Annotated in this window: 30 protein-coding genes; 12 read left to right on the top strand and 18 right to left on the bottom strand. The window is 72.8% G+C overall.

Features of this window, described 5'->3' with window-relative positions; all coding sequences use genetic code 11:
• The first annotated feature begins 8 nt into the window (after window positions 1-8).
• Window positions 9-734 carry a hypothetical protein gene (locus ACWCHM_RS02585; protein WP_204958080.1) on the top strand — a complete coding sequence of 242 codons (726 nt, stop codon included), beginning with the start codon at window positions 9-11 and terminating at the stop codon, window positions 732-734.
• A 1385-nt stretch (window positions 735-2119) separates the two neighbouring features.
• Here the strand turns inward: ACWCHM_RS02585 and ACWCHM_RS02580 are convergent.
• The 9 genes from ACWCHM_RS02580 to ACWCHM_RS02540 form a co-directional block, all read right to left on the bottom strand.
• On the bottom strand, window positions 2120-2869 hold the full coding sequence (locus ACWCHM_RS02580; RefSeq protein WP_204958078.1) for a lysophospholipid acyltransferase family protein: 750 nt from the start codon (window positions 2867-2869) through the stop codon (window positions 2120-2122).
• Between the two features lie 22 nt (window positions 2870-2891).
• Window positions 2892-4952, bottom strand: a complete 2061-nt coding sequence (locus ACWCHM_RS02575; protein ID WP_281894830.1) for an amylo-alpha-1,6-glucosidase — start codon at window positions 4950-4952, stop codon at window positions 2892-2894.
• Window positions 4952-5323, bottom strand: a complete 372-nt coding sequence (locus ACWCHM_RS02570) for an SCP2 sterol-binding domain-containing protein (RefSeq protein ID WP_454221402.1) — start codon at window positions 5321-5323, stop codon at window positions 4952-4954. Before ACWCHM_RS02570 ends, ACWCHM_RS02575 begins: the two co-directional genes overlap by 1 nt.
• 181 nt (window positions 5324-5504) lie before the next feature.
• On the bottom strand, window positions 5505-5921 hold the full coding sequence (locus ACWCHM_RS02565; RefSeq protein ID WP_204958075.1) for a CBS domain-containing protein: 417 nt from the start codon (window positions 5919-5921) through the stop codon (window positions 5505-5507).
• 64 nt (window positions 5922-5985) lie between these two features.
• Window positions 5986-7011 (bottom strand): aspartate-semialdehyde dehydrogenase, encoded by a 1026-nt coding sequence (locus tag ACWCHM_RS02560; RefSeq protein ID WP_454221401.1) that lies wholly within the window; start codon window positions 7009-7011, stop codon window positions 5986-5988.
• Between the two features lie 249 nt (window positions 7012-7260).
• Window positions 7261-8607, bottom strand: a complete 1347-nt coding sequence (locus tag ACWCHM_RS02555; RefSeq protein WP_454221400.1) for a M16 family metallopeptidase — start codon at window positions 8605-8607, stop codon at window positions 7261-7263.
• Window positions 8604-9896, bottom strand: a complete 1293-nt coding sequence (locus tag ACWCHM_RS02550) for a M16 family metallopeptidase (protein WP_454221399.1) — start codon at window positions 9894-9896, stop codon at window positions 8604-8606. The genes ACWCHM_RS02555 and ACWCHM_RS02550 overlap by 4 nt, the downstream gene beginning before the upstream one ends.
• A 78-nt stretch (window positions 9897-9974) precedes the next feature.
• On the bottom strand, window positions 9975-10190 hold the full coding sequence (locus tag ACWCHM_RS02545) for a hypothetical protein (protein WP_204958071.1): 216 nt from the start codon (window positions 10188-10190) through the stop codon (window positions 9975-9977).
• 68 nt (window positions 10191-10258) lie between these two features.
• Window positions 10259-11413: an alkaline phosphatase PhoX gene (locus tag ACWCHM_RS02540; RefSeq protein ID WP_454221398.1), complete on the bottom strand. Its 1155-nt coding sequence runs from the start codon at window positions 11411-11413 to the stop codon at window positions 10259-10261.
• A gap of 304 nt (window positions 11414-11717) precedes the next feature.
• On the opposite strand from ACWCHM_RS02540, the gene ACWCHM_RS02535 reads away from it, so the two are divergent.
• From ACWCHM_RS02535 to ACWCHM_RS02525, 3 genes are read left to right on the top strand one after another with little or no spacing between them, the layout of a single operon-like run.
• Window positions 11718-12812: a 3-deoxy-7-phosphoheptulonate synthase gene (locus ACWCHM_RS02535; protein ID WP_454222999.1), complete on the top strand. Its 1095-nt coding sequence runs from the start codon at window positions 11718-11720 to the stop codon at window positions 12810-12812.
• A gap of 37 nt (window positions 12813-12849) precedes the next feature.
• Complete coding sequence (locus ACWCHM_RS02530; protein WP_454221397.1) at window positions 12850-13092, top strand: hypothetical protein; 243 nt, start codon at window positions 12850-12852, stop codon at window positions 13090-13092.
• 28 nt (window positions 13093-13120) lie between these two features.
• A complete protein-coding gene (locus tag ACWCHM_RS02525) occupies window positions 13121-13330 on the top strand; it encodes a hypothetical protein (RefSeq protein ID WP_204958068.1) in 210 nt (69 codons plus the stop codon).
• A gap of 67 nt (window positions 13331-13397) precedes the next feature.
• On the opposite strand, the gene ACWCHM_RS02520 is transcribed toward ACWCHM_RS02525, so the two are convergent.
• From ACWCHM_RS02520 to ACWCHM_RS02510, 3 genes are all read right to left on the bottom strand, one after another.
• Window positions 13398-13940, bottom strand: a complete 543-nt coding sequence (locus tag ACWCHM_RS02520; RefSeq protein ID WP_204958067.1) for a DUF1360 domain-containing protein — start codon at window positions 13938-13940, stop codon at window positions 13398-13400.
• A gap of 61 nt (window positions 13941-14001) precedes the next feature.
• On the bottom strand, window positions 14002-14319 hold the full coding sequence (locus tag ACWCHM_RS02515; RefSeq protein ID WP_204958066.1) for an SRPBCC family protein: 318 nt from the start codon (window positions 14317-14319) through the stop codon (window positions 14002-14004).
• Complete coding sequence (locus ACWCHM_RS02510; protein ID WP_204958065.1) at window positions 14319-14636, bottom strand: DUF6158 family protein; 318 nt, start codon at window positions 14634-14636, stop codon at window positions 14319-14321. The genes ACWCHM_RS02515 and ACWCHM_RS02510 overlap by 1 nt, the downstream gene beginning before the upstream one ends.
• Before the next feature lie 139 nt (window positions 14637-14775).
• Between ACWCHM_RS02510 and ACWCHM_RS02505 the strand changes: the two genes are divergently transcribed.
• Window positions 14776-15195, top strand: a complete 420-nt coding sequence (locus ACWCHM_RS02505; protein WP_204958064.1) for a hypothetical protein — start codon at window positions 14776-14778, stop codon at window positions 15193-15195.
• A gap of 24 nt (window positions 15196-15219) precedes the next feature.
• Window positions 15220-15549 (top strand): DUF3817 domain-containing protein, encoded by a 330-nt coding sequence (locus tag ACWCHM_RS02500; RefSeq protein ID WP_454221396.1) that lies wholly within the window; start codon window positions 15220-15222, stop codon window positions 15547-15549.
• Between the two features lie 96 nt (window positions 15550-15645).
• Here the strand turns inward: ACWCHM_RS02500 and ACWCHM_RS02495 are convergent, their stop codons facing one another.
• Window positions 15646-16161 (bottom strand): DUF6232 family protein, encoded by a 516-nt coding sequence (locus tag ACWCHM_RS02495; RefSeq protein WP_281894806.1) that lies wholly within the window; start codon window positions 16159-16161, stop codon window positions 15646-15648.
• A 480-nt stretch (window positions 16162-16641) separates the two neighbouring features.
• On the opposite strand from ACWCHM_RS02495, the gene ACWCHM_RS02490 reads away from it, so the two are divergent.
• The gene (locus tag ACWCHM_RS02490; RefSeq protein ID WP_454221395.1) at window positions 16642-17625 is read left to right on the top strand and encodes an NlpC/P60 family protein; all 984 of its coding nucleotides are present in this window, start codon (window positions 16642-16644) and stop codon (window positions 17623-17625) included.
• Window positions 17626-17696: 71 nt separating this feature from the next.
• Here ACWCHM_RS02490 and ACWCHM_RS02485 read toward each other — a convergent pair whose 3' ends face one another.
• From ACWCHM_RS02485 to ACWCHM_RS02470, 4 genes are all read right to left on the bottom strand, one after another.
• Entirely contained in the window at window positions 17697-18686 is a 990-nt protein-coding gene (locus tag ACWCHM_RS02485) for a sigma-70 family RNA polymerase sigma factor (protein WP_204958060.1), read from the bottom strand.
• A gap of 449 nt (window positions 18687-19135) precedes the next feature.
• Entirely contained in the window at window positions 19136-20110 is a 975-nt protein-coding gene (gene murQ / locus ACWCHM_RS02480; protein WP_372445957.1) for an N-acetylmuramic acid 6-phosphate etherase, read from the bottom strand.
• Window positions 20107-21021: a MurR/RpiR family transcriptional regulator gene (locus ACWCHM_RS02475; protein ID WP_421490233.1), complete on the bottom strand. Its 915-nt coding sequence runs from the start codon at window positions 21019-21021 to the stop codon at window positions 20107-20109. The genes murQ and ACWCHM_RS02475 overlap by 4 nt, the downstream gene beginning before the upstream one ends.
• A gap of 148 nt (window positions 21022-21169) precedes the next feature.
• Window positions 21170-21910 (bottom strand): dTMP kinase, encoded by a 741-nt coding sequence (locus ACWCHM_RS02470; RefSeq protein WP_204958058.1) that lies wholly within the window; start codon window positions 21908-21910, stop codon window positions 21170-21172.
• A 157-nt stretch (window positions 21911-22067) separates the two neighbouring features.
• On the opposite strand from ACWCHM_RS02470, the gene ACWCHM_RS02465 reads away from it, so the two are divergent.
• The 5 genes from ACWCHM_RS02465 to ACWCHM_RS02445 all read left to right on the top strand — a co-directional run bounded on the left by ACWCHM_RS02465 (window position 22068) and on the right by ACWCHM_RS02445 (window position 24499).
• Window positions 22068-22673: a nucleotidyltransferase gene (locus ACWCHM_RS02465; RefSeq protein ID WP_204958057.1), complete on the top strand. Its 606-nt coding sequence runs from the start codon at window positions 22068-22070 to the stop codon at window positions 22671-22673.
• On the top strand, window positions 22670-22936 hold the full coding sequence (locus ACWCHM_RS02460; RefSeq protein ID WP_204958056.1) for a hypothetical protein: 267 nt from the start codon (window positions 22670-22672) through the stop codon (window positions 22934-22936). Before ACWCHM_RS02465 ends, ACWCHM_RS02460 begins: the two co-directional genes overlap by 4 nt.
• 10 nt (window positions 22937-22946) lie before the next feature.
• Complete coding sequence (locus ACWCHM_RS02455) at window positions 22947-23672, top strand: metallophosphoesterase family protein (protein WP_204958055.1); 726 nt, start codon at window positions 22947-22949, stop codon at window positions 23670-23672.
• 42 nt (window positions 23673-23714) lie between these two features.
• A complete protein-coding gene (locus tag ACWCHM_RS02450) occupies window positions 23715-23858 on the top strand; it encodes a GPGG-motif small membrane protein (protein WP_007464364.1) in 144 nt (47 codons plus the stop codon).
• Window positions 23859-24004: 146 nt separating this feature from the next.
• Entirely contained in the window at window positions 24005-24499 is a 495-nt protein-coding gene (locus ACWCHM_RS02445) for a TspO/MBR family protein (protein WP_454221394.1), read from the top strand.
• A gap of 36 nt (window positions 24500-24535) precedes the next feature.
• Here the strand turns inward: ACWCHM_RS02445 and ACWCHM_RS02440 are convergent, their stop codons facing one another.
• Window positions 24536-25306 carry a M23 family metallopeptidase gene (locus ACWCHM_RS02440; protein ID WP_204958053.1) on the bottom strand — a complete coding sequence of 257 codons (771 nt, stop codon included), beginning with the start codon at window positions 25304-25306 and terminating at the stop codon, window positions 24536-24538.
• Between the last annotated feature and the right edge of the window lie 41 nt (window positions 25307-25347).

Here is a 25347-nt window from a genome sequence, read left to right as displayed (position 1 = left end):
TCGTGACGATGCGCGAGAACATGTCCCCGTTCTTCATCGCACCGCACCGGTTCGATGCGCCGGAGGACGATTCCGCTCCCGTCCTCGACAGGCGTTACGAACTCGTCCCGGAACCCGGCGAGCGGGTGCTCGGCCGGTACCCGACGTCGGTGGCCGGCTGCCTGATCAGCCCGACCGGGGCGCGACGGCACTGGGTGCTGCCCGGCCCCGCCTCGATCACCGTCACCGACCGCCGACTCGCCTACGTCTGCCTCACCGGAGACCTGGCCCTGGTCGCCGGGAAGATCGACGCGACGGGGGTCCGGCACCGGCGCAACGTCCGGCTGCCGCGCCTGGTCAGCGGGCAGGTCCGCTGGCAGTGGCCGTCCCGGTTGGAGCTGCGCACCACCGGCCGGTCCACCGCGCAGGGCACCGCCGAGGCGGAACTGCTGGTCGTCTGCGACGCGCTGCGGACGATCCAGCAGCCGGCCCTGGCGCTGGGCGGGGCGGTCGGGCCGGTGACCGAGCTGGCCCGGCTGATCCGCCGCACGGTGGCCTGCTTCCGGGTCACCCATCCCGAGCTGGTGGAGCTGGCACCGCCGGAGCGGGACGTGCTCATCCGTCGGGCGACCGCCCCGCCGCTGACCGGTGAGGCGCGGGTGACCCTGCCGGGTTCGCTGCCGGTGGAGTTCCTCTCCCGCGACGACTACTACCGCGCTCCCGCGCCCGCCGGTCGGGACGCGGTCGGCAGCTGACCCTGGCCCCGCCCCACCTGACCCCGCCCCGCCCCACCTGGCCTGGCCCGACCCGACCTGGCCCGACCCGACCTGGCCTGGCCCGACCTGGGCCGGGGCTGTTCTGGCGGGGGCTGGGGCTGGGGCGGGGCGGGGGCTCCCGCTGACCGTCGACCGGGACGCCGCCCGCGCCGACGCCGCCCGGCGTCGCTTCCCGCCTGAGGCGGCACCGGATCGGCCGGGCACGGGTCGAGGCAGGGTAGGGGTCTCGGGGCGCGAGGCAGGGTCGGGGCGCGAGGCAGGGTCGGGGCGCGAGGCAGGGTCGGGGCGCGAGGCAGGGTCGGGGCGCGAGGCAGGGTCGGGGCGCGGAGTCGTGGTCAGCCTGCCGGCGGCGCGGACGAGATGTCCGGCAGGTATACCTCTCAGCGTCCTTTCGACCTGATGACGTTGACGAATCGCCGACGGTTGCCCTTCAGGTCACGGACGGTGGATGGCGGTTGCATCACGAGCTTGTCAGTGGTGGGCGTATATCGGCATCCCCCACAGATGTCGAGCCGCCGCGCCGACCAACCCGACCAGGTCAGACCGTCAGCCGCGACAGACCAACCCGGCCACGGACCTGCAAGCTGGGTCGACCAGCTCGGCCAAATCGGACCAGCCAGCCAGGTCGACCAGCCCGGCCGGTCGGATCAGCCAGCCGCGATCGACCAGCCCGGCCAGGTCGGACCAGCGGGCCGGCCTGACCAGCCCAGCAAGATCGGCCGGCCGGCTTGACCACCCGGGCCAGGACAGACCAGCAAGCCGTCGACCACCCGGGCCAGGACAGACCAACGGGCTGGATCAGCCAACCGGGCCAGGACAGTCAGACCAGCGAGCCGTCGACCAGCCCGACCAGATCGGACCAGCGGGCCGGCCTGACCAGCCCAGCAAGATCGGCGGGCCGGCTTGACCAACCGGGGCGGGTCAGACCGGTCAGCCGGCTTGACCAATCCGGCGGGTCGAGATCAGCCGGTAACGCCGATCGGGTCGGTCGGACCGGAAAAGCCTGAGTCGCTGACGTCATCAGCTCGAAAGGACGCGAACCCACTATCCTCTCCGCCAATCCCTCCGACCCCATACGCCCGAAATATCCGCAACATCTCCGCCCCCGCCGCCTCTCCGCCCCCGCCGCCGCGCCGCCGCGCCGCCGCGCAACGGCAACGGCAACGGCAACGGCAACGATGGGCAACGGGCCTGTCGAGCGGCGGCCGGAAGGACGGTCAGGACCGTAGCCAGGAAAAAGCCAAGCGACGGCGAAAACAAAGGGGCAAGGAAGAGCAGTGGGGCGGGGAAGAGCCAGAACGGCAGGACGACCGCCCGAAATACGCCGGGCGGCGGGAGGCCGGGCGGGGAAGGGGACGTGACGGTCAGGAGGCGGTCGAGCGGCGGGGGCGGCGGTCCAGTTCGGCGGCCTCCTGGGGGGTGGGCGCGGTGCCGCCCAGGTGCGCCGGCTGCCACCAGGAGTCGTCCGGGCCGGCCGGCTTGTCGGGGTACTCCTGCTGGGCCCGCTCGACGAGCGCGGTCAGCCGGGTCTTCAGCTCCGCCGTCATCGTGTTGGCATCCGGGTACGCGCCCGGGTCCATCGGCTCGCCCAGCAGAATGGTGATCGGGGTGTGCCGTCGGGTCAGCGTCTTCGGCCGGCCCTTGGTCCAGAGCCGCTGCGTCCCCCACAGCGCCACCGGCACCAGCGGCACCCCGGCCGTCTGCGCCATCCGGGCCGCCCCGCTCTTCAGCTCCTTGACGGTGAAGGAACGGCTGATCGTCGCCTCGGGGAAGACCCCCACCACCTCGCCGCGCCGCAGCGCGTCCACCGCCGTGTTGTACGAGCCGACCCCCGCCGCCCGGTTCACCGGGATGTGCTTCATGCCGCGCATCAGCGGGCCGGACACCTTGTGCGCGAACACGTCGTGCTTGGCCATGAACCGCACCAGCCGCCGGGACGCGTGTGCCCCGTACCCGCAAAAGATGAAGTCGAGGTAGCTGACGTGGTTGCTGGCCAGCACGGCCCCACCGGTACGCGGGACGTGGTGGTTCCCGTCGACGGTCAGGCGCAGGTCGAGGACCCGGAACAGCGTCTTGGCAGCGGCGATCACGGGCGGGTACACGAGTTCCGGCATCCGCGTACTTTACCCCGCACCGTCAGTCGGCCAGTTTGTGCAGATCGAGGCGGCCCCGGGCGAAGGCGTCCACCCGCCCCCAGCGACCCGGGATGTCCAACACCTCGATCCGTCCCATCCCGACCGGCAGCACCGGCTCCACCGCCAGGTGCCCCTCGTGCGGCTCCAACCCGAGCATGGTGCGCAGCAGCAGCAGCGGCGCCCCCGTCGACCAGGCCTGCGGGCTGCACGCCGTCGGGTACTCGACCGGGAACTTGGTCTGCTCCCGAGGGTAGCCCCCGAACGCCTCAGGCAGCCGCCCGTCGAAGTACGTCGCCGCGTCGAGGATGCCGCTGGCGATGGTGGCGGCCTCCTCGGCGAAGCCGTACCGCCGCAGCCCCCAGGCGATGAACGAGTTGTCGAACGGCCAGATCGTGCCGTTGTGGTAGCCGATCGGGTTGTACCGCACCTCCCCCTCGGCGAGGGTGCGCACGCCCCAACCGGTGAACAACCGGGGCCCGACCATGTGCTGGGCGATCTTCTCGGCCCGGTCGTGGTCGACGATCCCGCTCCACAGCAGGTGCCCGATGTTGGAACTGAGCACGTCGCACTGCCGGCCGTCCGGGTCCAGGGCCAACGCGTAGAACTCCCCGTCAGCCACCCACCAGTCCCGGTTGAAGCGTTCCTTCAACGCCGCGGCCTCCTGCTCCAGCCGGTCCGCGAACGCCGGGTCACCCCAGAACTCCCGGGCCATCCGGGCCGCCCGCAGCTTCGCGTCGTACGCGTAGCCCTGCACCTCGCAGGTGGCCCGGGGGAACGGCGGCAGGCTGCCGTCGGCGTACGAGATGGAGTCCCAGGAGTCCTTCCAGCACTGGTTCTCCAGACCGGTCTCGGTGTTGCGCCGCTCGTACCAGATGTAGCCGTTACCGGCCAGGTCGGCGTAGTCGTCGATCCACTTCAACGCCGCCCGGCACTCCCGTTCCAGCTCCTTGACCAGGGCGACGTCACCGCTCCACCGTTCGTACTCGTCGAGCAGCACCACGAACAGCGGGGTGGCGTCCACCGAGCCGTAGTACGGCGAGTGCGGCTGCTCCTCGAACGCGGCCGTCTCGCCGTAGCGCATCTCGTGCAGGATGCGGCCCGGGTCCTCGTCACGGAAGTCGTCGAACCGGCTGCCCTGAAGCGAGGCCAGGATGCGCAGCGTCGTCTTGGACAACTCCGGCGCGAACGGCAACACCTGCAGGCAGGTCAGGATGCTGTCCCGGCCGAACATCGTCATGAACCAGGGCAGGCCGGCGGCGGGCAGGGTCTGGCCGCCCAGCGACAGCGGCGCGAACCGCAGCGCCGCCAGGTCGATCAGGCTGCGCCGGTAGGTGGCGGCCACCCGGTCGTGCTCGCTGTTGACCTTCGGGGCCTTGGCGATCCACTCTTCCAGGTCGTGCTGGAGGGCGAGCCGTTCGTGGCCGTGCGCCGTCACACCGAGCCGCAGGTCACGCCCGCCGGGACCGACCGCGAAGGTCTGCACGTCGATCTCGGCGTTCCACTGCTCGTTGGGCTCCAGGTGCACCGAGTACGCGAACCCGTTGCGGTCGTACCGCGCCGGCCGGGACGACGAGATGGCCGTCTCCCGCACGAAGTTGCCCCGCCGGTAGCCCAGCCGCAGCCGGTCGGACTCGACCTCGGCGTACAGTTCGCCCTTCTTGTTCAGGATCTCGTCCTTGACCTGGAAGAGGTCGGCGAAGTCGGCCCCGGCGTCCATCCGGATCTCCAGGTCGACCGCCTTCTCGTCGTGGTTCAGGATGGTCAGCTTCTCGCGGAAGCTGCCGCCGACCGCGCGCTCCCGGATGATCGACAGCTTGGCGTCGACGTAGTGGGTGGCCATCCCCGGCACCAGGAAGAACCGCGCCTCGTAGTACTGGAGGTCGTCGTAGGACAGCGCGTTGAGCCGTTCCCCGTTGATGGTCAGCACCCAACGGGACAGGAACCGCATGTCCAGGGAGAACAGCCCGGTCGGTTCGGTCGGCGTGGCCTCGATGTCACCGGTCTCCTCGGAGACGACGAACGTGTTGCCGTCCAGGATCCGGATCGTGTTGCCCTGTGCCATCACCGCACCTCCCGATGGTGGAGCCGGCGCGGCCCCTGTGCGTTCGGGGACCCGGGGAAGATCCGTTCGATCTGCACCACCAGCCGGGCGTCACCGGTGACCGTCATGTCGCCGCGCAGCACCGCCGCCAGGCCGTTCTCCCGCCCGGCGGCCATCTCCTCGAACAGCGCCGGCGTGGTGCCGATGACCGTGTCGGCCTCCCGGTCCTCCTGGCTGACCGTGAGCCTGCCCCGGTCCACCCGCAGCAGCCAGTGGGTGGTCTGCGCCCCCTCGTGCAGGTCGAAACGTACTGTCCCGGCCGCCTTGTTCAGCAGCGGCTCGTGATCCCGCCGGTTCAGGCTCTCGAAGAACCTCGTGGTCGCGTCCACCATCGGGCCCTCTCCCCCGTCGTCGCCTCGACCTGCCGGTGCCCGGCATCGACCTGCCGGTACCCGCACGGGGTCCCCGCCCCGCCCGGGGTCAACCTCGCCCGGATCGGGTGAACCCGGCAGGCACGCACGACGACGCCGGCCCCCGGGAGGTCCCGGAGGCCGGCGTCGGACAGGGCGGACGTCAGTTGTTGGGGTCGTCGGCGCTGACGTCGGCGAGCACCGACTGGGGTTCCCGTTCCACCGCGAGGTCCCCCATCGACACCAGACCCACCAGCCGACCGTCGTCGATCACCGGCAGCCGGCGTACGGCGTAGGTGCGCATCAGGTCCGCGGCGGCGACCGCGTCGTCGTACTGGCTGACCGTGATCACGTCCCGGCTGGTGATCTCGTTGAGCCGGGCCCGGTTCGGGTCGAGATCCTCGGCCACGCCCCGGACGGTGATGTCCCGGTCCGTCACGATCCCCACCACGTCGTCACCGTTGGTCACCACCACGTCGCCGATGGCACTGTCCCGCATCTCCTGCGCGGCGGCGGCGAGGGTGTCGTTGCCGTCCATCGTCACCAACCGGGTCGTCATGAACTCTCCGACCGTTGTCATGGTGCTCCCCTCTCGGTGTCGGCACCGCGGTCTACCCGCCGCCCCCGAGCAGGTAACACGCTGCTCAGCGCCGCTCGGCGGCGACCAGCTCGGCGAGTTGCACGGCGTTCAGCGCGGCGCCCTTGCGCAGGTTGTCGTTGGAGCAGAACAACGCCAGGCCGTGCTCGACGGTCTCGTCGGCGCGCAGCCGGCCGACGTAGGTCGGGTCCTGACCGGCCGCCTGCAACGGCGTCGGCACGTCCGACAGCGTCACCCCGGGAGCGCCGTCGAGCAGTTCCCGGGCCCGCTGCGGGGTGATCGGCCTGGCGAACCGGGCGTTGATCTGCAACGAGTGGCCGGTGAACACGGGCACCCGGACGCAGGTGCCGGAGACCTTCAGCTCGGGGATCTCCAGGATCTTGCGGCTCTCGTGGCGCAGCTTCTGCTCCTCGTCGGTCTCGAACGAGCCGTCGTCGACGATCGAACCGGCCAGCGGGAGCACGTTGAAGGCGATCGGCCTGGCGAACGAGCGCGGCGCGGGGAACTCGACGGCCGACCCGTCGTGGGTCAGCGCGGTGGCCCCCTCGACGACCTTGCGGACCTGCTCGTCCAGCTCGGCGACCCCGGCCAGGCCCGCGCCGGAGACCGCCTGGTAGGTGGCGACGACCAGGCTGACCAGGCCGGCCTCGTCGTGCAGCGGGCGCAGCACCGGCATCGCGGCCATCGTGGTGCAGTTCGGGTTGGCGACGATGCCCTTCGGCCGGTCGGCGAGCGCGTGCGGGTTGACCTCGGCGACGACCAGCGGCACCTGCGGGTCGGTGCGGAACGCCGACGAGTTGTCGATCACCACCGCGCCGGTCGCGGCGACCCGGGGGGCCAGCTCCTTCGCGGTGCCCTTGCCGGCGGAGAACAGCACGATGTCCAGCCCGGAGTAGTCGGCCGTGGCCGCGTCCTCCACGGTGACCTCGCCGTCCCGCCAGGCCACGGTGCGCCCGGCCGACCGGGCCGAGGCGAACAACCGCACCTGATCCGCCGGGAACTCGCGTTCCGCCAACACCTGCCGCATGACCCCACCGACCTGGCCGGTGGCTCCCACAATGCCGATCCTCATGCCCGCGAGGCTACCCAGCCGCAGGCCCGGACCGGGAAGCCTTTCCCACCGCCCGGGTCGCCGCCGGCCCGGCCGGTCACCGCCCGGGCCGGTCGCCGTGCCGCAAAACCACCCGACGGTACGCCCCGCAGCCCTGGAAGATCGGCCGTGGCCGGGCCGTCCGGCCGCAGCATCCGCACCGCAGGCCCGGCCCGGCGCTCCCGGGGCGGCGCGACCGGAATCACACCGCCCCGGTCGCGCCGACGCCGGTCAGCCGACGTGGTCGGTCACCTCGCCGAGCCCGGAGGCGACCAGTTCGTCCCGGATCGCCGCCGCGTCGCCCTCGATGACCAGGGTCAGCGCCTCCGGGTGCAGGTGGGTGGCGGCGGCTGCGGAGACCTGCTCGACGTCGGCGGCGAGCAGCGCCTCCCGCAGCCGGGCGTGGTAGTCGTCGGGCAGGTCGTGCACGACCAGGGTGGTCAACGCCGAGGCGATCGCCCGGGGGCTCTGCAACTCGACCGACAGCTGCCCGGCCCGCCAGGACCGGGCCACCGCCAGCTCGTCCTCGGTCACCCCGCCCGCCCGGGTACGGCTGATCTCACCGACCGCCTCGACCAGGGCCGGCGCGGTCACCGCCGTCTGCACCCCGGAGCTGACCGCGAACCGGCCGAACCGGCGGGACGAGGCGAAGTCGCCCCGGATGCCGTACGTGTAGCCACGTACCTCACGGATCAGGTGGTTGAGCCGGGAGGTGAACGCCCCGCCCAGCACGGTGCCGGCGAGTGTCATCGGCACGTGGTCGGGGTGGGCGCGGTGCGGCGCGGGATGGCCCAGCCGCAGCGTGGACTGCACCGACCCGGGCCGGTCCACCAGGATGATCCGCCGGCCGGCGGGCAGCGGCACCTCGATCGGGCCGCCCCGCTCGGCGGGGCCGCCGCCGGTGCCGGCGAACGCCGCCGCGCCCAGCGCGTCCAGGTCGAGGCGGTCCAGGTCCCCGGCGACGATCAGGGTGCCGGGGCGCAGGAACCACTCGGAGTGGAAGACGGTGACGTCCTCCACGTCCAGCCCGGCCACCGAGCCGGGGTCGCCGTAGAGCGGGCGGCCCCACCGGTTGTCCGCGCCGAACAGGTCGGCGCGCAGCACCGCGTCGGCGCGCGGGCCGGGGTTGGCCCAGTCCATCCGCAGCGCGGTCGCCTCGTCGTCGCGCACCCGACGGACGTTGTCGGGGTCGAGCCGGGGTGTGCGTACCGCCTCGGCGAGCAGTTCCACCGCCGCGTGGAGCCGGTCCACCGGCACCTGGACGCTGACCTGGAAGCTGTCCCAGTCCAGCCCGGTGGCCAGTTCGGTGCCGAGGCCCTCGACGGCCAGCGCGAACCCGGTGGCGTCCCGCTGCGCGGTGCCCTCCTCCAACGCCTTGGCCAGCACCGCGCCGAGGCCCTCCTTGCCTACCGGCTCCCGGCCGGCGCCCGCGTCGAGCAGCAGCAGCGCGACGGCGAGGGTCTGGCCGGGCAGGTGCGCGGCGACGACCCGGCCACCGGCGACGTCCCGCCGGACCACGGTCGGGAACCGGTACGGGCGGGCGGTGCCCGGACCCGGCCGGGTGGTGATCAGCGTCATCGGGTCTCCTCCGGCAGGTAGGTCAGGGTCACCCGGTCGGCCGGGGTGAGCAGGCCGGCGGCCAGTTCGGCGATCTGCCCGGCGGTCACCGACAGCCAGCCGGGCAGCCGGTCGGCGGTCCTCGCCGGATCGCCGAACTGGGTGGCGTACCGGCCGAGCGCGTCGGCCCGGCCGTCCACGGTGGACATCTGCCGCCACCAGGCGGTGCTGAGCAGCGCCTTGGCCCGGTCGAGTTCGGCGGCGGTGACCGGCACGGTGGCGAGTTCGTCGACCACCTCGGCGACCCCGGCGGCGAGGTGGTCGGCGCTCACCCCGGGACGGGCGGTGGCGGTGGCGATCACCGGTGCCGGGGCATGTGCCAGGTCCACCCCGTACGCTCCGACCAGGTCGGGTTGGGCGAGCCGTTCGCCGTCGGCGAGCCGCTGGTAGAGCCGGCTGCCCCGGCCGCTGCCGAGCACGGTGGCGGCCACCGTGGCCACGTCGTAGCCGGTGCTGCCGAACGGGTGGGTGCGGTGCGCGACGTAGACCCGGGCGGCCGGCACGTCGGCGGTGACCGTCTCGACGGCGGGTCGGCCGGTGCCGGCGACGGTGTGCCCGTCCGGCGCGGCGGGGATGTCGCCGCGGGCCGGGATCGCCCCGAAGTACCGCTGCGCCAGCGTGAACACCTCGGCGGCGGTGGCGTCGCCGACCACGGTCAGCACGGCGTTGTCGGGCGCGTAGTACGTCTGGTGAAACGCCTGGAAGGTGGCCAGGTCGGCGGCGTTCAGGTCGGCCATCGACCCGATCGTCGCGTGGTGGTACGGGTGCCCCGGCGGGTAGAGCAGCGGGAGCAGCCGCAGCCAGGCGTCGCCGTACGGGACGTTCTCGTAGCGTTGCCGCCGCTCGTTCTTGACCACGTCCCGCTGGTTGTCCAGCGTCTCCTGGGTGAGCGCGGGGACCAGCCCGCCCATCCGGTCGGCCTCCAGCCACAGGGCCAGTTCCAGGTGTTCGGCCGGGACGGTCTCGAAGTAGTTCGTCCGGTCCGGGTTGGTGGTCGCGTTGAGCGAGCCACCGGCGCCCTGGATCAGTTTCATGTGTTCGGTCTTGGCGACGTTGACCGAGCCCTCGAACATCAGGTGCTCGAAGAGGTGGGCGAAGCCGGTCTGTCCCGTCGGCTCGTGCCGGGAGCCCACGTCGTACCAGAGGTTGACCGCGACCGCCGGGGCGGTGCGGTCCTCGCTCACCACCACGCGCAGGCCGTTGTCCAGTCGGGTCGTCTCGATGGGCCAGGGGTAACCGCTGTCGGGCATGACCCGACGCTATCCGATCTCCACGCCCCGGTGGCGACGTGTCGCCACCGGGGCCTGCGGGTCAGCGGTCGGGACGGGTCAGTCGGGGGGTTCGATCGGGGGGACGGTCTCTTCGGAGGTGCGGTGTTCCAGCACCGTGTCGGGGGCGGCCCCCTGGTCGGCCGCACGGAGGTCCGACTCGGCGAGGATCGCCTCGGCCTGGGCCTGCGGGTCGTCGCTGCCCACCGCTGCCTCCTCGGGCAGCAGGTGGGCCCGGGACTCCACCCGGTCCTGATCGCTCTGCTCGTGGGTCATGCGCATCCTGTTACCCCGTCGGCCCGCCCGCCACGCCGCCGGGCGACACCATGCCGGTCCCCCGCCGGTCAGCGGAACGGGCCGCGCACCTCGTAGGTGATGCCCCCGGCGGAGATCCCGGCCGTGCCGCGCTGGGAGGAGAAGTAGAGCCGGCTGCCGTCCGGGGAGAACGCCGGGCCGGTGATCTCCGACGAGGACTGCCCGGTGATCCGCAGGAACGGCGTCACCACCCCGGTCGGGGTGATCATGTTGATCTCCATGTTGCCGCCGTCCTCGGCGACGTAGAGGTCACCGGATCGGGTGCCGGTGATGTTGTCCACCCCGGTCAGCGGCGCGGCGCCGCCGGTCACCAGCGAGTCGTCGTACGCCAGGTCGATGCGCTGGCCGACCGCGTCGTACGCCCAGACCCGGTTGTCGCCCTTGGTGGTGAACCAGCAGGTGCCGTCGGCGTACCAGCAGCCCTCGCCGCCGGTGAACCGCTTCGCCCCGGCGACCTGGTTGCGGGTCGCCGTCGGCGAGCCGTCCGGGTCGGGCACCCGGGCCCAGCTCACCGGGCCGCTGGTGGCGGTGCCGGCGACCAGCACCTCCAGGGTGCCGGTGGAGAGGTCGCCCCAGACGGTGGGCCGGAACCGGTAGAAGCAGCCGTCGGTCTCGTCCTCGGTCAGGTAGATCACCTGGCGGACCGGGTCGGCCGCCGCCGCCTCGTGCGTGAACCGGCCCAGCGCCGGCCGCTGCACCGCGGCGGTGCCGCCCTGCGGGTAGGTCTCGTGGACGAAGCCCCGGCTGATCTCCTCGCAGGACAGCCAGGTCCCCCACGGCGTCGCGCCACCGGCGCAGTTCTGGTTGGTCCCGGACAGGATGCGGTACGCCGAGGTAACCGTGCCGTCGGCGGCGAACCGCAGTGCCGACGCGCCGCCGTTGGGGGTGATCTCCGAGTTGGAGACGTAGATCCAGCCGGTGCCGGCGGCGAAGCAGGCCCCGCCGTCGGGCGCGGGGTGCCAGGTGTACGAGGTGCCCGGCACCGTCTGCCGGGAACGGGCGACCACCCGGCTGGTGAAGCCGGCGGGGAGCTGGATGCCGTTGCCGTCGGCGGTGCCGAGCGGCCCGTAGGGGCCGGTGCCCGGTTGGGCCGGTGCGGCCGACGCCGCGCCGGACCAGAGGCTGCCGGCGAAGGCGGCGGCCCCACCGGCGACGGTGGCGCGCAGGACGGTACGACGGTCCATCGGATACCTCCGGGGATGCGAGCGGTGCCGCCGAAGTTACCGACGGTGGCAGTGACGGAGGTGAACGTCAGGCGAGGAGCGGCCGACGACGGGATGAGTCCTTCCCTCCGGTCGGGTACGCTTGCCGGCGTGACGCGTACGTATCCATGGTTTAGGCAGCCGGCTGCGGAGCCGGTGACCTCACCATGAGCTGACGTCACCGCGTTTCGAGCCGGCCGGGCAGGAGCCTTCGAGCTTCCTGCCCTTCTGTTTACGAGCAGCCGGCTCGACCCGGGCACCGGCCCCGGGCACGGTCGGCGGAAGGATTTCCACCGTGACGACCCCGGACAACGGCGCGGTCATCGACCAACGGATCGACCGTGTCGTGCCGCTGACCACCCCCGCCCTGCTCCTGCACGAGCTGCCCCTGGACCCGCCGCTGGCCTCGGCCGTGCTGGCCGGTCGACGCGACGTCGGCCGGGTGCTCGACCGCGCCGACGACCGCCTGCTGGTCGTGGTCGGCCCGTGCTCGGTGCACGACCCGGCGGCGGCGCTGGAGTACGCCCACCTGCTGCGTGCGGCCGCCGACCGGCACGCCGACGACCTGCTGGTGGTGATGCGGGTCTACTTCGAGAAGCCGCGTTCCACGGTCGGCTGGAAGGGCCTGATCAACGACCCGGCGCTGGACGGCTCCGGCGACGTGAACACCGGCCTGCGCACCGCTCGGGCGCTGCTGCGCGACGTGGTCCGGCTGGGGCTCCCGGTGGGCTGCGAGTTCCTCGACCCGATCACCCCGCAGTACATCGCCGACACGGTGGCCTGGGGCGCGATCGGGGCCCGGACGGTGGAGAGCCAGGTGCACCGGCAGCTCGCCTCCGGCCTGTCCATGCCGATCGGGATGAAGAACCGCCCGGACGGCAGCATCGGCACCGCCGTGGACGCGATCCGGGCCGCCGAGGTGCCGCACGTCTTCCCCGGCATCGACGTCTCGGGCACCCCGGCGATCATGCACACCCGGGGCAACGCCGACGGGCACCTGGTGCTGCGCGGCGGCGGGGGCCGGCCCAACTACGACGCCGCCTCGGTGGCCGGGGCGCTGGAGCTGCTGCGGGCGGCCGGGCTGCCGGAGCGGCTGGTGGTCGACGCCAGCCACGCCAACAGCGGCAAGGACCACCGCAACCAGCCGAAGGTGGCCGCCGACGTGGCCGCCCAGCTCGCCGCCGGGCAGCGCGGCATCGTCGGCATCATGCTGGAGAGTTTCCTGCTGGAGGGCCGTCAGGACCTGGACCCGACCCGGGAGCTGACCTACGGCCGGTCGGTCACCGACGCCTGCCTCGGCTGGGACACCACGGCCGAGGTGCTGGAGCAGCTCGCCGTCGCGGTGCGGGCCCGTCGGGCCACCCTGCCCACCCCGGCCTGACGGGTTTGACCGTTTCGGCCCCGGGTAGCAGGGCGGGGTGACCGACGACGCCGCCACGCCCGACGACCTGCCCGGGACCGCCCGGCCGGACCTCCGCCAGCTCGACGAGCTGCTGGACGAGATCTACCACGGCCAGGAACGGCTCAGCCAGGCCGACATCTACCGTTCGGCGGTCGGCGCGGACCTGCCGGCGGAGCTGCTCACCCGGGTCGCCGCCCTCCCCGAGGGGGAGTACGCGGTCGACGAGGTGGCCGACCTGCTGGGCGGGTCGGTGGGCTGACCGGCGACGCCGGCGAGAGGAGATCGAGATGTCCGACCAGAACGAACGCCACGAGCGGGTGCCCGCCCTCGGCCAACCCCCCGAGGGGCTGGACACCCTGCCCGAACCGGACTTCGCCAACGAGCACGACCGGACGGCGGTCGACCGCGACGTGATCACGGGCGCGGACGCCGACGAGCGGGAGCCGGAGGCGTCGCGCGGCTGGGCGGGCGAGGACCACGGCACCACCCCCACCTGAGCGGGCGGCGACGGATGACGGACAAGGGGCCGGCGGACACGATCCGCCGGCCCCTTCCGCGTACGGGTCACCGCTCGTCGTGCCGCCCACCCTCGGCGGCCTGCTGCGCCACCGCGTACCCCATCTGGAGGAAGTCGGACGCGGCGACGGCGGTCAGCGCGGTCGCCACCAGCCGGGTCAGCCGGGGGGCCAGCACCAGGCCGCCGGTGAGCCCGGTGGCCACCCAGACGGCCAGGCAGAACGGGCAGCTGAGCAGCTCACCGATCGCGTGTCGGGTGGAGCTGCCCTGGTCCCGGACCTGTTCCATCACCTCGCCGCTGCCGATCGGGCGGTCGTAGCGGGTGAACGGGGCCCGCAGCGGGCTGGTCACCGCGTCCTTGGACAGCAGCCGGCTCAGCTTGTGGGTGGCGACGGCGAGCAGCACCACGTCACCCGGGGAGGGCCGCTCGGGCACCGGCCGGCCGGTCGCCTTGACCAGCGCCGCGATGGTGGCGGTCACCCCGGCGTAGGTGCCCATCGCCGCGAGGTAGCCGTCCAGCGGCCGGTGCTCGTGCGGCGCGTACGCCTGGCGCAGCCGCGCCACCTTCTGCTTCACACCACCGTCGGTCACCGGGTCTCCTCGTTCGTGGGCCGCACCGTCGGGTACGGCGCGTCGGGGTGGGCGGGTGGGGTCAACCCGCGGTCAGGTTCTCGGCGACCTCACGTTCGAGGTTGACGAGCGATTCGTCGGCGAGGCCGGCGTCCGAGCCGGCGGGCAGGTCCAGCCGGACCCGGGCCCCGCCGGAGTCGGCCGGGGCGACCCGCAGCTCGGCCGTGCCGTCCGGGCCGTCCCAGCGGGCGTGCAGTTCGTCGTCGGAGCGGCTGCTCGGGGTCGGGCCGTCGGTCCGCAGCTCCCCGGGCAGCCAGGCGTCGATCCGCTCGGGGTCGGTGGCGGTGCTGAACACCACCTCCGGCGGCGCGGACATGCCACGTTCGGCGCGGGTGCCCATCAGGCGTCCCGCAGCCGGTGCGGGTCCACCTCGCGGCCGGGGTGCCGGGCCAGGTACTCGGTCTCCAGCTCGGCGGTGCGGCGCAGGTGGTTGGCGAGCGCCGAGTCGGCGGCGTGCCGCAGCGTGTCGAGCCGGGTGCGGTGCAGGCTCTGCAACTCGCGGATCAGGTCGTCGTCGGGGAGGTCGGCCGGGTCCACCCCGAGCAGTTCGCCGTCGGTTTCGGTGACCACGGTGGCGGCCCGGTGGACGTGGTCACCGTCCCACTCCGGCATCCGCTGCTCGGCGCTGGTGTCGGAGCGGTGTACTGAGTCGGTCATGTCGCCCCCTCGGGTTCGACTGGTCTGGCTGTCTAGACGGTTGCCCAGCCGTGCTGGCACCAAACCAGCCTGCGCCGCCCGGCGCGGCGACTACGACGTCGCGTCGGAGAGCGCGGGTCCTCCCGGTACCCTCGACGGCATGAAGCGGCTCTGGACCCCGGCGTGGATCGCCCGCCACGTGGCCCTGGTCGTCCTGGTCACGGGATTCCTGGCGCTGGGTTGGTGGCAGATCAGCCGGGCCGCTTCCGGTAACACGCTGAGCTGGGCGTACGCGGTGGAGTGGCCGATCTTCGCCGGTTTCGTGGTCTTCGTCTGGTGGCGGGAGGTCCGGCACGCGCTGCGCGCCCCCGCCGCGACGCCGTCGCCGGACGGGGTGACCCCGGCCGGGCCGGCCACTCCCGGGCCGGGCACCCCTGCGGTACGGCGTCCGGTGCGGGCCGCCCGGGTGCCGACGCCCCCGGTCGACGGCGCCGACGACGCCGACCTGGCCGCGTACAACCGCTATCTGACCTGGTTGAACGCCAATCCGGGCGCGAGGCCCGGCGACTATCCCGGCTGAGGCCGGTCGGAAGGACGGACGACGGTGGGCGGAGCCCTTACCCGGTACCGCGTGATCGCCTGGATCGTGGGCGTGGCGCTGGCCGTGCTGGTGCTGATCGGCATGCCACTGAAGTACGCGTTCGACGAGCCGATCGTGGTGGCCGTCGTCGGCACCGCGCACGGCTGGCTCTACCTGCTCTACCTGGCCGCCACCTTCGACCTGGGGCGGCGGGTGGACTGGCCGCTCAAGCGGATGCTGCTGGTGATGCTCGCCGGCACGGTGCCGTTCGTGTCGTTCGTCGCGGAGCGCAGGGTGACCCGCGAACTGGGTGTCGCCGCGCCGGCCCGTACGCCGGAGCCGGTCGGCCGCTGACCGGACCCCGGCCGCCGCTGACCGGGCCGGGCCGGCCGGGTGTCCCGTGTCGGCCCGGGGGCGACGCGGGCTGCGGCCTCGGCGGGGGCTGCGGCCTCAGCGGGCCGGTCGCCAGTAGGTGGCCGTGGGTGCCGGGTCGTCGGCGTCGGGGTAGCGGTGCTGCTCGCGGGCCTGGTGCAGGGCGTCGACCACCTGCTCGAACTGCTCCGGGTCGTCGCTGCTGAACAGCAGCAGCTCGGTGCCGTGGCAGTGGCCGTACAGCTCGTGGGCCGGTGGCCGCCAGCGGTCGCCGAGCAGCACCAGCAGCACCGGCAGTAGGCACACCACGCCCAGCGCCAGGTACGCCCCTGCGGTGAGCCGTTCCAACCCGCCGGTGAAGCCGAGCAGGACGCCGACGGTTCCCGCCCCGACGGCGGCGCAGGTGACGACCCGGGCGGCGAGCCGGTCGTGCGGCCCCCGGCCGGTGCGCAGGTGGGTGAGGTCGGCGACGGCGTAGCTGCTGTGGCCGGCGGTGAACCGTTCGGTGGTCACCACGATGCCGGGTCGGGCGTAGAGCAGGGTGGTCGGTCGGGACCAGTGTGGCGGTCGGGTGCTGGCGCGGTCTGCCTGCACGGCGTCCTCCCGGGGGCCGACGGAGCCGGTCGTCCACGCCAGGCCACCTGCGTACGGCGGGATTCCCGGCGGGTGCTCCATTCTGGTGCCCGCCCCGCCCGGCCCGCTCTCCGATTTCCGACAGTTCCGGCGAGCGCCACCTACCCGACGCCGACATCTGACCACCAATTCGGTTTTATCCGGCTTTACCCGCGCGATCCCCACCGGTATCCGCCTGGAACGACGAATCGGATCTTCCTCGCCTACCGCGCAGAACGCGGTCGCCTGCCGTCCGCCCCGCATCAACGGCGTCACCTGCCACAACGACCCGCCGACGCGCTCGGCCAACATTCGCCGCTGCTTTGTCTGCGCGTCACTCCCGCCACAGGTTAGGTTGATCGGGCCGGCTCGGTACACGGCCGTCCATCCGGACGGGCCCGGGCCGGTGTCGCCGGGGGCTCAGCATCCCCCGACGACCGGTGGGAGAGGAGTCTTCCGCTCTTGTCGTCCTTACGGATGCTGCTGCGCACACTGGCGGTCGCCGGCCTGTCGGCCGCGTTGATCGCCCCGTCGGCACCGGTCCGGGCCGAGCCCTCGGTCGCCGACCTCACCGCCCGGATCGAGCGGTCCTCCGCCGAGTTGGAACGGATCGTCGAGTCGTACAACAAGCTCAACGAGGAGATCAAGACGAACCAGGCCAGCGCGGCCGGCCTGCACGCCAGGATCGGCCCGCTGGAGGTCCAGGCCGCCCAGAGCCGGGCGGCGGTGGGCCAGATCGCGGCCACCGCGTACAAGACCGGCGGGCTGCGCACGGCCGAGGCGATCCTCGACCCGGCCGGCGGCTCGCTGGTCGACCGGTTGGGCACCCTCGACCAGCTCACCCGGCACCGGCAGCAGCAGATCGACGGGTACACCGCCGACCAGCGGGCGCTGCTGGACCAGAAGACCAAGCTCGACGCCACGCTCGCCAAGCAGGCCGCCCAGTCCCGGGCGCTCACCAAGACGAAGAAGCGGATCGAGCAGGACCTGGCGGAGCTCTACGAGATGCGGCGGGCGGCGTACGGCCGGGCCACCGAGGCGCCGGTGAAGAAGCCGAAGAGCGCCGCGCCACCCGACACCTCCGACACGCCTGCCGTCTCCGGTGGCGCCGGGGCCGCCGTCCGGTACGCCTACGGCGCGATCGGCAAGCCGTACGTCTGGGGGGCCGAGGGGCCCGGCGGGTACGACTGCTCAGGTCTGACGCTCGCCGCCTGGCGGTCCGCCGGCAAGCGGCTGCCACACAACGCGGCGATGCAGTGGAACGCCACCTCCCGGGTCAGCCGTAGCGAGCTGCGCCCCGGCGACCTGGTCTTCTATTCGGGGTTGGGGCACGTCGCGCTCTACGTCGGCAGCGGTCAGGTGATCGACGCGCCGAGCGCCGGACGCAATGTGCTCAAGCGGAAGATGAACATGATGAGCATCGCCGGCTACGGCCGGGTCCGCTGACCGGAACCACAACGGCGAACGGCCGGCGTCCCCCTATCGGACGCCGGCCGTTCGCCGTCATTACTACCAGCTCAGGCCGCCTGGAGGCCCTCCGCACGGGCCAGCTCACGCAGCCGGCCGAGCGCCTGGATCTCCAGCTGGCGGATCCGCTCCCTCGACAGCGAGAACCGGGACGCCACCTCGGTCAACGAGTGCTCCCGCCCGTCCTCCAGGCCGTACCGGGCCCGCATGATGCCGGCGGACCGGTCGTCGAGGTGGTTGAGCAGGCCCTCGATGCGCTGCCGCTCCAACCCGGTGAGGACGATGTCCTCCGGGGACGGGGCGTCGCTGTCGGCCACCAGGTCACCGAGGTTGGTGTCGCCGTCGTCGCCGACCGGGGTGTCCAGCGACACCGTGTCCTGCGACCAGCGGACCAGCTCGTTGACCCGCTCGACGGTGACGCCGAGGGCGGCCGCGATCTGCTCCGGCTCCGGGTCGCCACCCAGCTCACGGGTGAGCTGCCGGGCCACGTTGCGCATCCGGTTGACGTCCTCGACCAGGTGCACGGGCAGCCGGACGGTGCGTTCCTGCTGCGCGATGGCCCGGCTGATCGCCTGCCGGATCCACCAGGTGGCGTAGGTGGAGAACTTGTAGCCCCGCTCGTAGTCGAACTTCTCGACCGCGCGCACCAGACCGGTGTTGCCCTCCTGGATCAGGTCCAGCATGGGCATCCCGGAGCGCACGTACCGGCGGGCGATCGACACGACCAGCCGCAGGTTGGCCCGGATGAAGAGGTCCTTCGCCCGCTCCCCCTCGACGACCAGCCGCTCCAGGTCGTCCCGGTCGACCCCGGCGGGGACGCGGTCCTCGCCGAGCAGGTGCTCGGCGTAGAGGCCGGCCTCGATCGCCTTGGAGAGATCGACCTCCCTGGCGGCGTCCAGCAGTGGCGTCCGGGAGATCTCGTGAAGGTAGACGCCGACCAGGTCACGCTCCTCGGCGACCTCGTCGGTTCGCATGCCGATGTTCTTGTCCACGGTGTCCACGGTCCCCTCGCTCGCGCCGGTTGCCCGGTTCCTTGCCATCCCCACGTCCATCAGCCCTCCCCCGTGCAACGCCCCTGCTGCCCGCCGGTGCTGACACCTGCACAACAGTCGAGACGGGTCGGGGATTCCATGTCGTGAGTCGAAAGTGTCACGAATGCCTGAGTACCAGCTGAAAGCCCGGTCCACGTTTGCTGTCAGCGGCCCTGCGGGGCCACCCGGCGACCGCACGATCGCCGCTGGTCGGCACGCTTGTCGGCGGCCGTACGCCGGACCCCGCGTCACTGCGGCGTCCCGGTAAACCGCGACCCTCGTCACCGCCCGGCTGCGACCGGAGTCACTGCCAGATACGGGCCGGTGGACCGGTCGGTTCACCGGGCGGTCCTGGATTACCCCACGCCCCTGACAACAATCCGTGGCGTGGCCGACGTCCCCCCGGCACGGTGTTCTGCGTCACCCCGCGGGTCGGCCCCCGGTGTCGCGCCCGCCGGTCAGGAGGCGAGCAGGGCGATGGCGCCCCTGACCTGGTGCGCGGTTCGGGCCAACGCGGCGCGGGCCGCGTCGACCTCGGCCCCGGACAGCAGCGAGACGAGTGCCGTCTTCAGGTCGCCGTCGGCCTCGTGCAGGGCCCGCCGGGAGACCTCCTCGGAGCAGCCGGTCGCCTCGATCAGGATGGAGATCATGCGGCCCCGCAGCTTGGCGTTGGTGGCCACCATGTCGATCATGAGGTTGGAGTAGACCCGGCCCAGTCGCACCATCACCGCCGTGGAGAAGGTGTTCAGCACCAGCTTCTGCGCGGTGCCCGCCTTCATCCGGGTCGAGCCGGTCACCACCTCGGGGCCGGTGTCGACCCCGATGACCACGTCGACCTCGGCCGCCGCCCGGACCTCCGGATTGGCGCAGAGCAGCACGGTCGAGGCCCCCCGCTGCCGGGCCGCGTCGAGTGCGCCCAGGACGTACGGGGTGCGTCCGCTGGCCGCCAACCCCACCACCAGGTCACCGGCGGTGACGCACCCGGCAGCCTCGCGGGCCCCGCCGGCCCGGTCGTCCTCGGCGTCCTCCACGGCCTGCCACATCGCGTCCGGCCCACCGGCCAGGTGGGCGCAGAACCAGCCGCGCGGGGAGTTGAAGGTGGGGGCCAGCTCGGCGGCGTCGATCACCCCGAGCCGGCCGGAGGTGCCGGCCCCGAAGTAGTGCACCCGGCGCCCACCGCGCAGCGCGGTCACCGCGAGGTCGACGGTCACCGCGATCTCGTCCAGGACGGCCGCCACCGCCGCCGGCACCCGCCGGTCGGCATCGTTGATCACGCGGAGCACGTCCCGGGTCGACATCAGGTCGAGGTCGGCGCTGTGCGGGTTGCGCCGTTCGGTCGGGGCACCGACCCGGACCACCGGCCGCAGGTCGACCACGTCCTCCTCGTCCCGCTGCCCCACCACGTCGTCCGGCCCGACCCGGCCGGCGGTCACGAGCGCCTCCGACTGCCGCCGACCCGGTGTGTTCGCACCGCCTCGGCAGTGACCTCCAGCGCCCGCCGGGCCCGGGCCCGGTTGCGGGCGGCCACCCCGACGAAGAGGCAGTCCACCACGGTGAGCTGGGCGATCCGGCTGGCCATCGCCCCGGACCGGTACGTCGTCTCGCGGGCGGCGGTGGTGAGGACGAAGTCGGCCCGTTCGGTGATCGGCGACCGGGGGAAGTTGGTCAGCGCGACGGTGACCGCCCCCCGGGAGCGGGCCTGTTCGAGTACCTCGATCACGTCGGAGGTGGTGCCGCTGTGCGAGATGCCGATCGCCACGTCACCCTTGCCGAGCAGGGCGGCGGAGGTCAACGCGGTGTGCACGTCGGGGAAGGAGAACGCGACCCGGCCGATGCGGTGCAGCTTCTGCTGGAAGTCCGAGGCGACGAAGCCGCTCGCGCCGGCACCGTAGACCTCGATCCGGCCGGCGCTGACGATCGCCTCCACGACCTGCTCGCAGACGGTCGGGTCGAGCTGCTCGGCGGTGTCCTCGACGGCCCGCGCGTCGTTGAAGGAGATGGTGGCGATGATCTGGGCCAGGTCGGCGCCGGGTGGGATGTCCCCGCCGACCACCCGGGCGTCCGGCGGTTCGATCCGGCGGGCCGCCTCGGCCGCGAGCCGGATCCGCAACTGCGGATAGCCGTCCATGCCGACGGACCGGCAGAACCGGATGACGGTGGCCTCGGAGGTCTCGGCGGCGGTGGCGAGGTCGGTGATGGTCCGTCGGGCGGCATCGGCCGGATCGGCGACGACCAGTCGGGCGACCCGCTGCTCGGCGGGGGACAGCGACGGGAGCAGGCCACTGATGTGGACGATCAGTCCACCCGGCTCGTAACTCGCGGAAATCTTCGGACTTTTCGCCACGGATGAAACTTACTTTCATGAGCCCCGAGCGTCAACCACGACCGCGCGGATCCGACAGGAAGTATCCCCCGGTCCGGGGGCGTACCGGCCCAGACTGCCATTTGCGCAGCCTGACGTGCCTCCACCGGTCCGGTGGAATCGCCTGCGTCTACGGGCGGGACTGGGCGGCGACCGGCTCCCGGGGCCCACCGGTCGCCTCCGGCGCGGACGGCCCGGTGCCGTCCGGCGGATCATCGACGACCGGCCCGGCCTCCTCCGGCGGCAGCCAGCGCGCCAGGTGCGCCCGGATCCGCCGGGAGACCTCGTCGGGCCCGCCGCCGGCGTCCACCACCACGAAACCCGGGTACTCGGGCAGCGACCGGTAGGCCGCGTCGGCGGCGGTCAGCCAACCCATCGTCTCGTGATCCTCCCCCCGCCGCTCGATCCGCCGGTACGCCTCGACCGGGTCGACGGCGAGCAGGAAGGTGACCTGCGGTGCGGGGAAGATCCGGTAGCCGGCCCGGGCCAGCCGCTCCCAGCGCTGCCCACCGTGCGCCCGGATGCTGGCGTACTGGCAGGCGGAGTAGCGGTCCATCACCGCGGTGCGGCCGGTCACCAGGCAACTGAGCAGCGCGGCGGCGATCGCCAGCCAGCGCAGCACGGACTCCACCGCGAGCATCCCGTCCCGGCCCACCAGCAACTGCGCGTCGGCCCGGCCGAACCGGGCGGCGAGCCGGCCCAGCCAGCGCCGGCCACCCGCGTTGCGGTGGTAGGTGGCGGGCCGCCCGGCCGAGGTGAGCGCGGCGGCGAGCCGGTACGCCTGGGTGGTCTTGCCCGAGCCGTCGATGCCGATCAGCGCGACGCGCCGCAGTCGGGTCCCACCGTCGGTCGCGCGCCGTGATCTGGCCACCCTGCACAGGATATCCGACCGGCGCATCCCCCCTTGTCCGGTCGATGCCCGGATGGGGCGTGACGACCGGGACCGCCGCACCGGGCAGGTGTGGACGGACGGACGGCCGGGTACGCAACGTCATTTCCCACCGACCATCCACGACGGGAGAGACCAGATGGCCGAGCGCGGGGACGTCAGCCTCCTGCACACCCTCAAGCGGGTCGCCGCCGTGCTCAAGCAGAACGAGATCCCCTTCGCCCTCGGCGGCAGCTTCGCCGTGTACGCCCACGGCGGCCACTCCAGCGAACACGACGTGGACTTCCTGCTCCCCGAGGAGCATGTCGAGCGGGCGTTGGAGGCGCTGACCGACGAGGGCTTCACCGCCGAGCGCCCGCCGGAGGACTGGCTGGTCAAGGTCTACGACGACGGACGGATGGTGGACCTGATCCACCGGCCGGTGGAGACCCCGGTGACCCACGAGACCCTCGCCGACACCGTGGTCCGCCCGGTGGACGCCATCCACATGCCGGTGCTGTCGGCGACCCGGCTGATGGTGCACAAGCTGCTCAGCTTCTCCCAGCACTACTGCGACTTCGCCCGGGGCCTGCCGCTGGCCCGGTCGCTGCGCGAACAGATCGACTGGGAGCGGGTACGCAGGGAGACCCAGCACTCGCCGTACGCCGAAGCGTTCCTGATGCTGCTGGACCGGCTCGACGTCGTCCCGTACGGGGGCACGCCGGTGCCGTACGCCCGCATCCCCGAGGGAAGGGAGACCCCGTGACCGAGCACAGCGCCGGCCCGCCGGACGCCTACGTCGAGGCGGAGATCCAACGGCTGCTGACCGAGGACCCGGACGTCGCCGAGCAGGGCATCACCGTGGTCCACCGGGAAACCGGCCTGGTCCTCACCGGTGAGGTGGAGAGCCCGCAGCGCCGGGCGGAGATCCTGCGCCGGGTGGCCGAACGGTTCCCGGACGAGGCGATCACCAGCGACATCGGGGTGATCCGCGCCCAGGCGCCGGTGCAGGTCGAGGAGCTGCCGTGAGGAGGACCCGATGATCCGGATCGCCGCCGTCGGCGACGTACACCTGGACGCCGACGTGCTGGGCCGGTTCCGCCCGGCCCTGGAGGAGCTGCCCGACTGCGCCGACGTGCTGCTGCTCGCCGGCGACCTGACCCGGCACGGCACCGAGGCCGAGGCGCGCTGCGTCGCCGAGGAGTTCGGCCGGCTCGGGGTGCCGGTGGTCACCGTGCTGGGCAACCACGACCACCAGTGCGACCAGGTGCCGCAGGTGGTCAAGGTGCTGGAGGATGCCGGGATCACCGTGCTGGAGGGGACCGGCACGGTGCTGGAGTGCCCCGGCGGCCGGCTCGGGGTGGCCGGGGTCAAGGGCTTCGGTGGCGGGTTCGCCGGGCGGTGCGCCAGCGACTTCGGCGAGCCGGAGATGAAGTCGTTCGTCCGGACCAGCAACGAGAGCGCGGCGGCGTTGGGCGCGGCGCTGCGCGGGTTGGACTGCGACCTGCTCGTGGCCCTGACCCACTACGCCCCGGTGCCGGACACGCTGGCCGGTGAGCCGCTGGAGATCTATCCGTTCCTCGGGTCGTACCAGCTCGGTCAGGCGATCGACTCGGCACCCACCGCGCTCGCCCTGCACGGGCACGCGCACGCCGGCAGCGAACGCGGTGTCACCCCCGGCGGGGTACGCGTGCGCAACGTCGCCCATCCGGTGATCAAACAGGCGTACAGCGTCTTCCACCTGGGTGGTGATCAGATCGACTGAGAACCAGGTTTTCGCGATCGGAACGCCGGGTATTCAGCAGCCATGGAGCTGATTCTCTGGATTCTCGCAGTCGTACTCGTGGTCGCCGGCATCCTCGCGCTGTTCCGCCGGCAGATCCTGTGGGGCATCGTCCTCATCGTGGTCGGCCTCCTGGTCGGCCCGGGTGGTGTCAGCATCTTCAATTGACGCCGGTACCCGCACCTGACCCGCCGGGGTCGTCGCCCCCGGACGCTCCGTCCTCCCAGACAGGAGCATCCGGCACCGACGACCCCGGCGTTCTGCTGTGCGGCCAGGGCGGTTTTGGGACGGCGTACCCGGGAAATATCTCGACCATGGAGATAACCCGGAGCGACCGGCGGACCGGCGCGGCGCGGACCTGGTGGGCGCTGCTCGGCTTCGGCGCGGCCGTCGCCGTCGCCGCCGCGATCGGCGGGTTGGGGGTGTCCGGCACCCGCGACGAGTACGCCTCGCTCCAGCAGCCGGACTGGGCCCCGCCGGGATGGCTGTTCGGCCCGGTCTGGACCGTGCTGTACGCGCTGATCGCGGTCGCCGGCTGGCTGGTCTGGCGGCGGGTCGGCTTCGGCCCGGCGCTGTGGGCGTGGACGGTCCAGCTGGTGCTCAACGCGGTCTGGACGCCGCTGTTCTTCGGCGCGGGGCGCTACGGGCTGGCCTTCGCCGAGATCGTGCTGATGTGGCTGGCGATCGCGGTGACGGTGGCCGCCTTCTGGCGGATCTCCCGGCCGGCGGCGGCCCTGCTGCTGCCCTACTGGGCCTGGGTCACCTTCGCCGCCGCGCTGAACTTCGCGATCTGGCAGCTCAACGGCTGACCGGGCACCGGGCCCGGCGGCCCGGTGCCCGCGGGCTCAGCAGCGGGGCACGCCGGGGATGTAGCCGTCGTGGCCGGTGTAGACGTAGGCGTCGGCGATGAACCGGCCGGAGCCGATCCGGTCCCAGATCGCGCTGGTGCCGTAGGTGCCGGTGACCGTGGTGCCGCTGGTCTGGCAGCCGATGGTGACCTTGGTGCCGTCGGCGACCGTGCCGACCGACGCGTAGCCGGTGCCCGGCCCGGAGCGCACGGTCAGCGGAGTGCCTGCGGTGTCGACCGTGCCCGACCCGGTGCCACTGGAGCAGCCGTTGCCGCTGGTGTACGTCTTGGTGCCCCAGTACAACGCGAGCGTGCCGTTGAACTTGACCTTGATGTCGTCGCCGTTGAGGCGCTGCTCGTAGTGCAGGTGCGGGCCGGTGGAGCCGCCGGTGCTGCCGACCCAGCCGATCACCTTGCCGTAGCCGACCTGCTGCCCGACCGAGACGTTGAAGCCGTTGAGGTGGGCGTAGTAGGTCGTGTAGCCGCCGCCGTGGTCGATCCGGACGTACTTGCCGTAGCTCGTGCCGCCGAGGTCGGTGACCCGGTCGACGGTGCCCGGGGCGCTGGCGACCACCGGGTCGCCGAGATCGTCGGTGCGGTTGAAGTCGATCGCGTTGGCCGGGCTGTGGTCCGACCGGGTCTGGCCGGACCAGGACTGGTTGCAGGGGAAGGGCACCTTGAACGTGGGCGCGGCCCAGGCCGGGCCGGCCGGGACCAGGCTCCCGGTGACCAGCAGGGCTGCCGCCAGCAGGCTCCACCGTCTGCGCATCGCACACCTCCGATGTCGAGATCCTTCAATACCTTGCCCCG

The sequence above is a fragment of the Micromonospora sp. SCSIO 07396 genome (assembly GCF_053667945.1).
The sequence above is the reverse complement of the archived record's forward strand: the minus strand, read 5'-3'. Positions and strand labels throughout refer to the sequence as shown.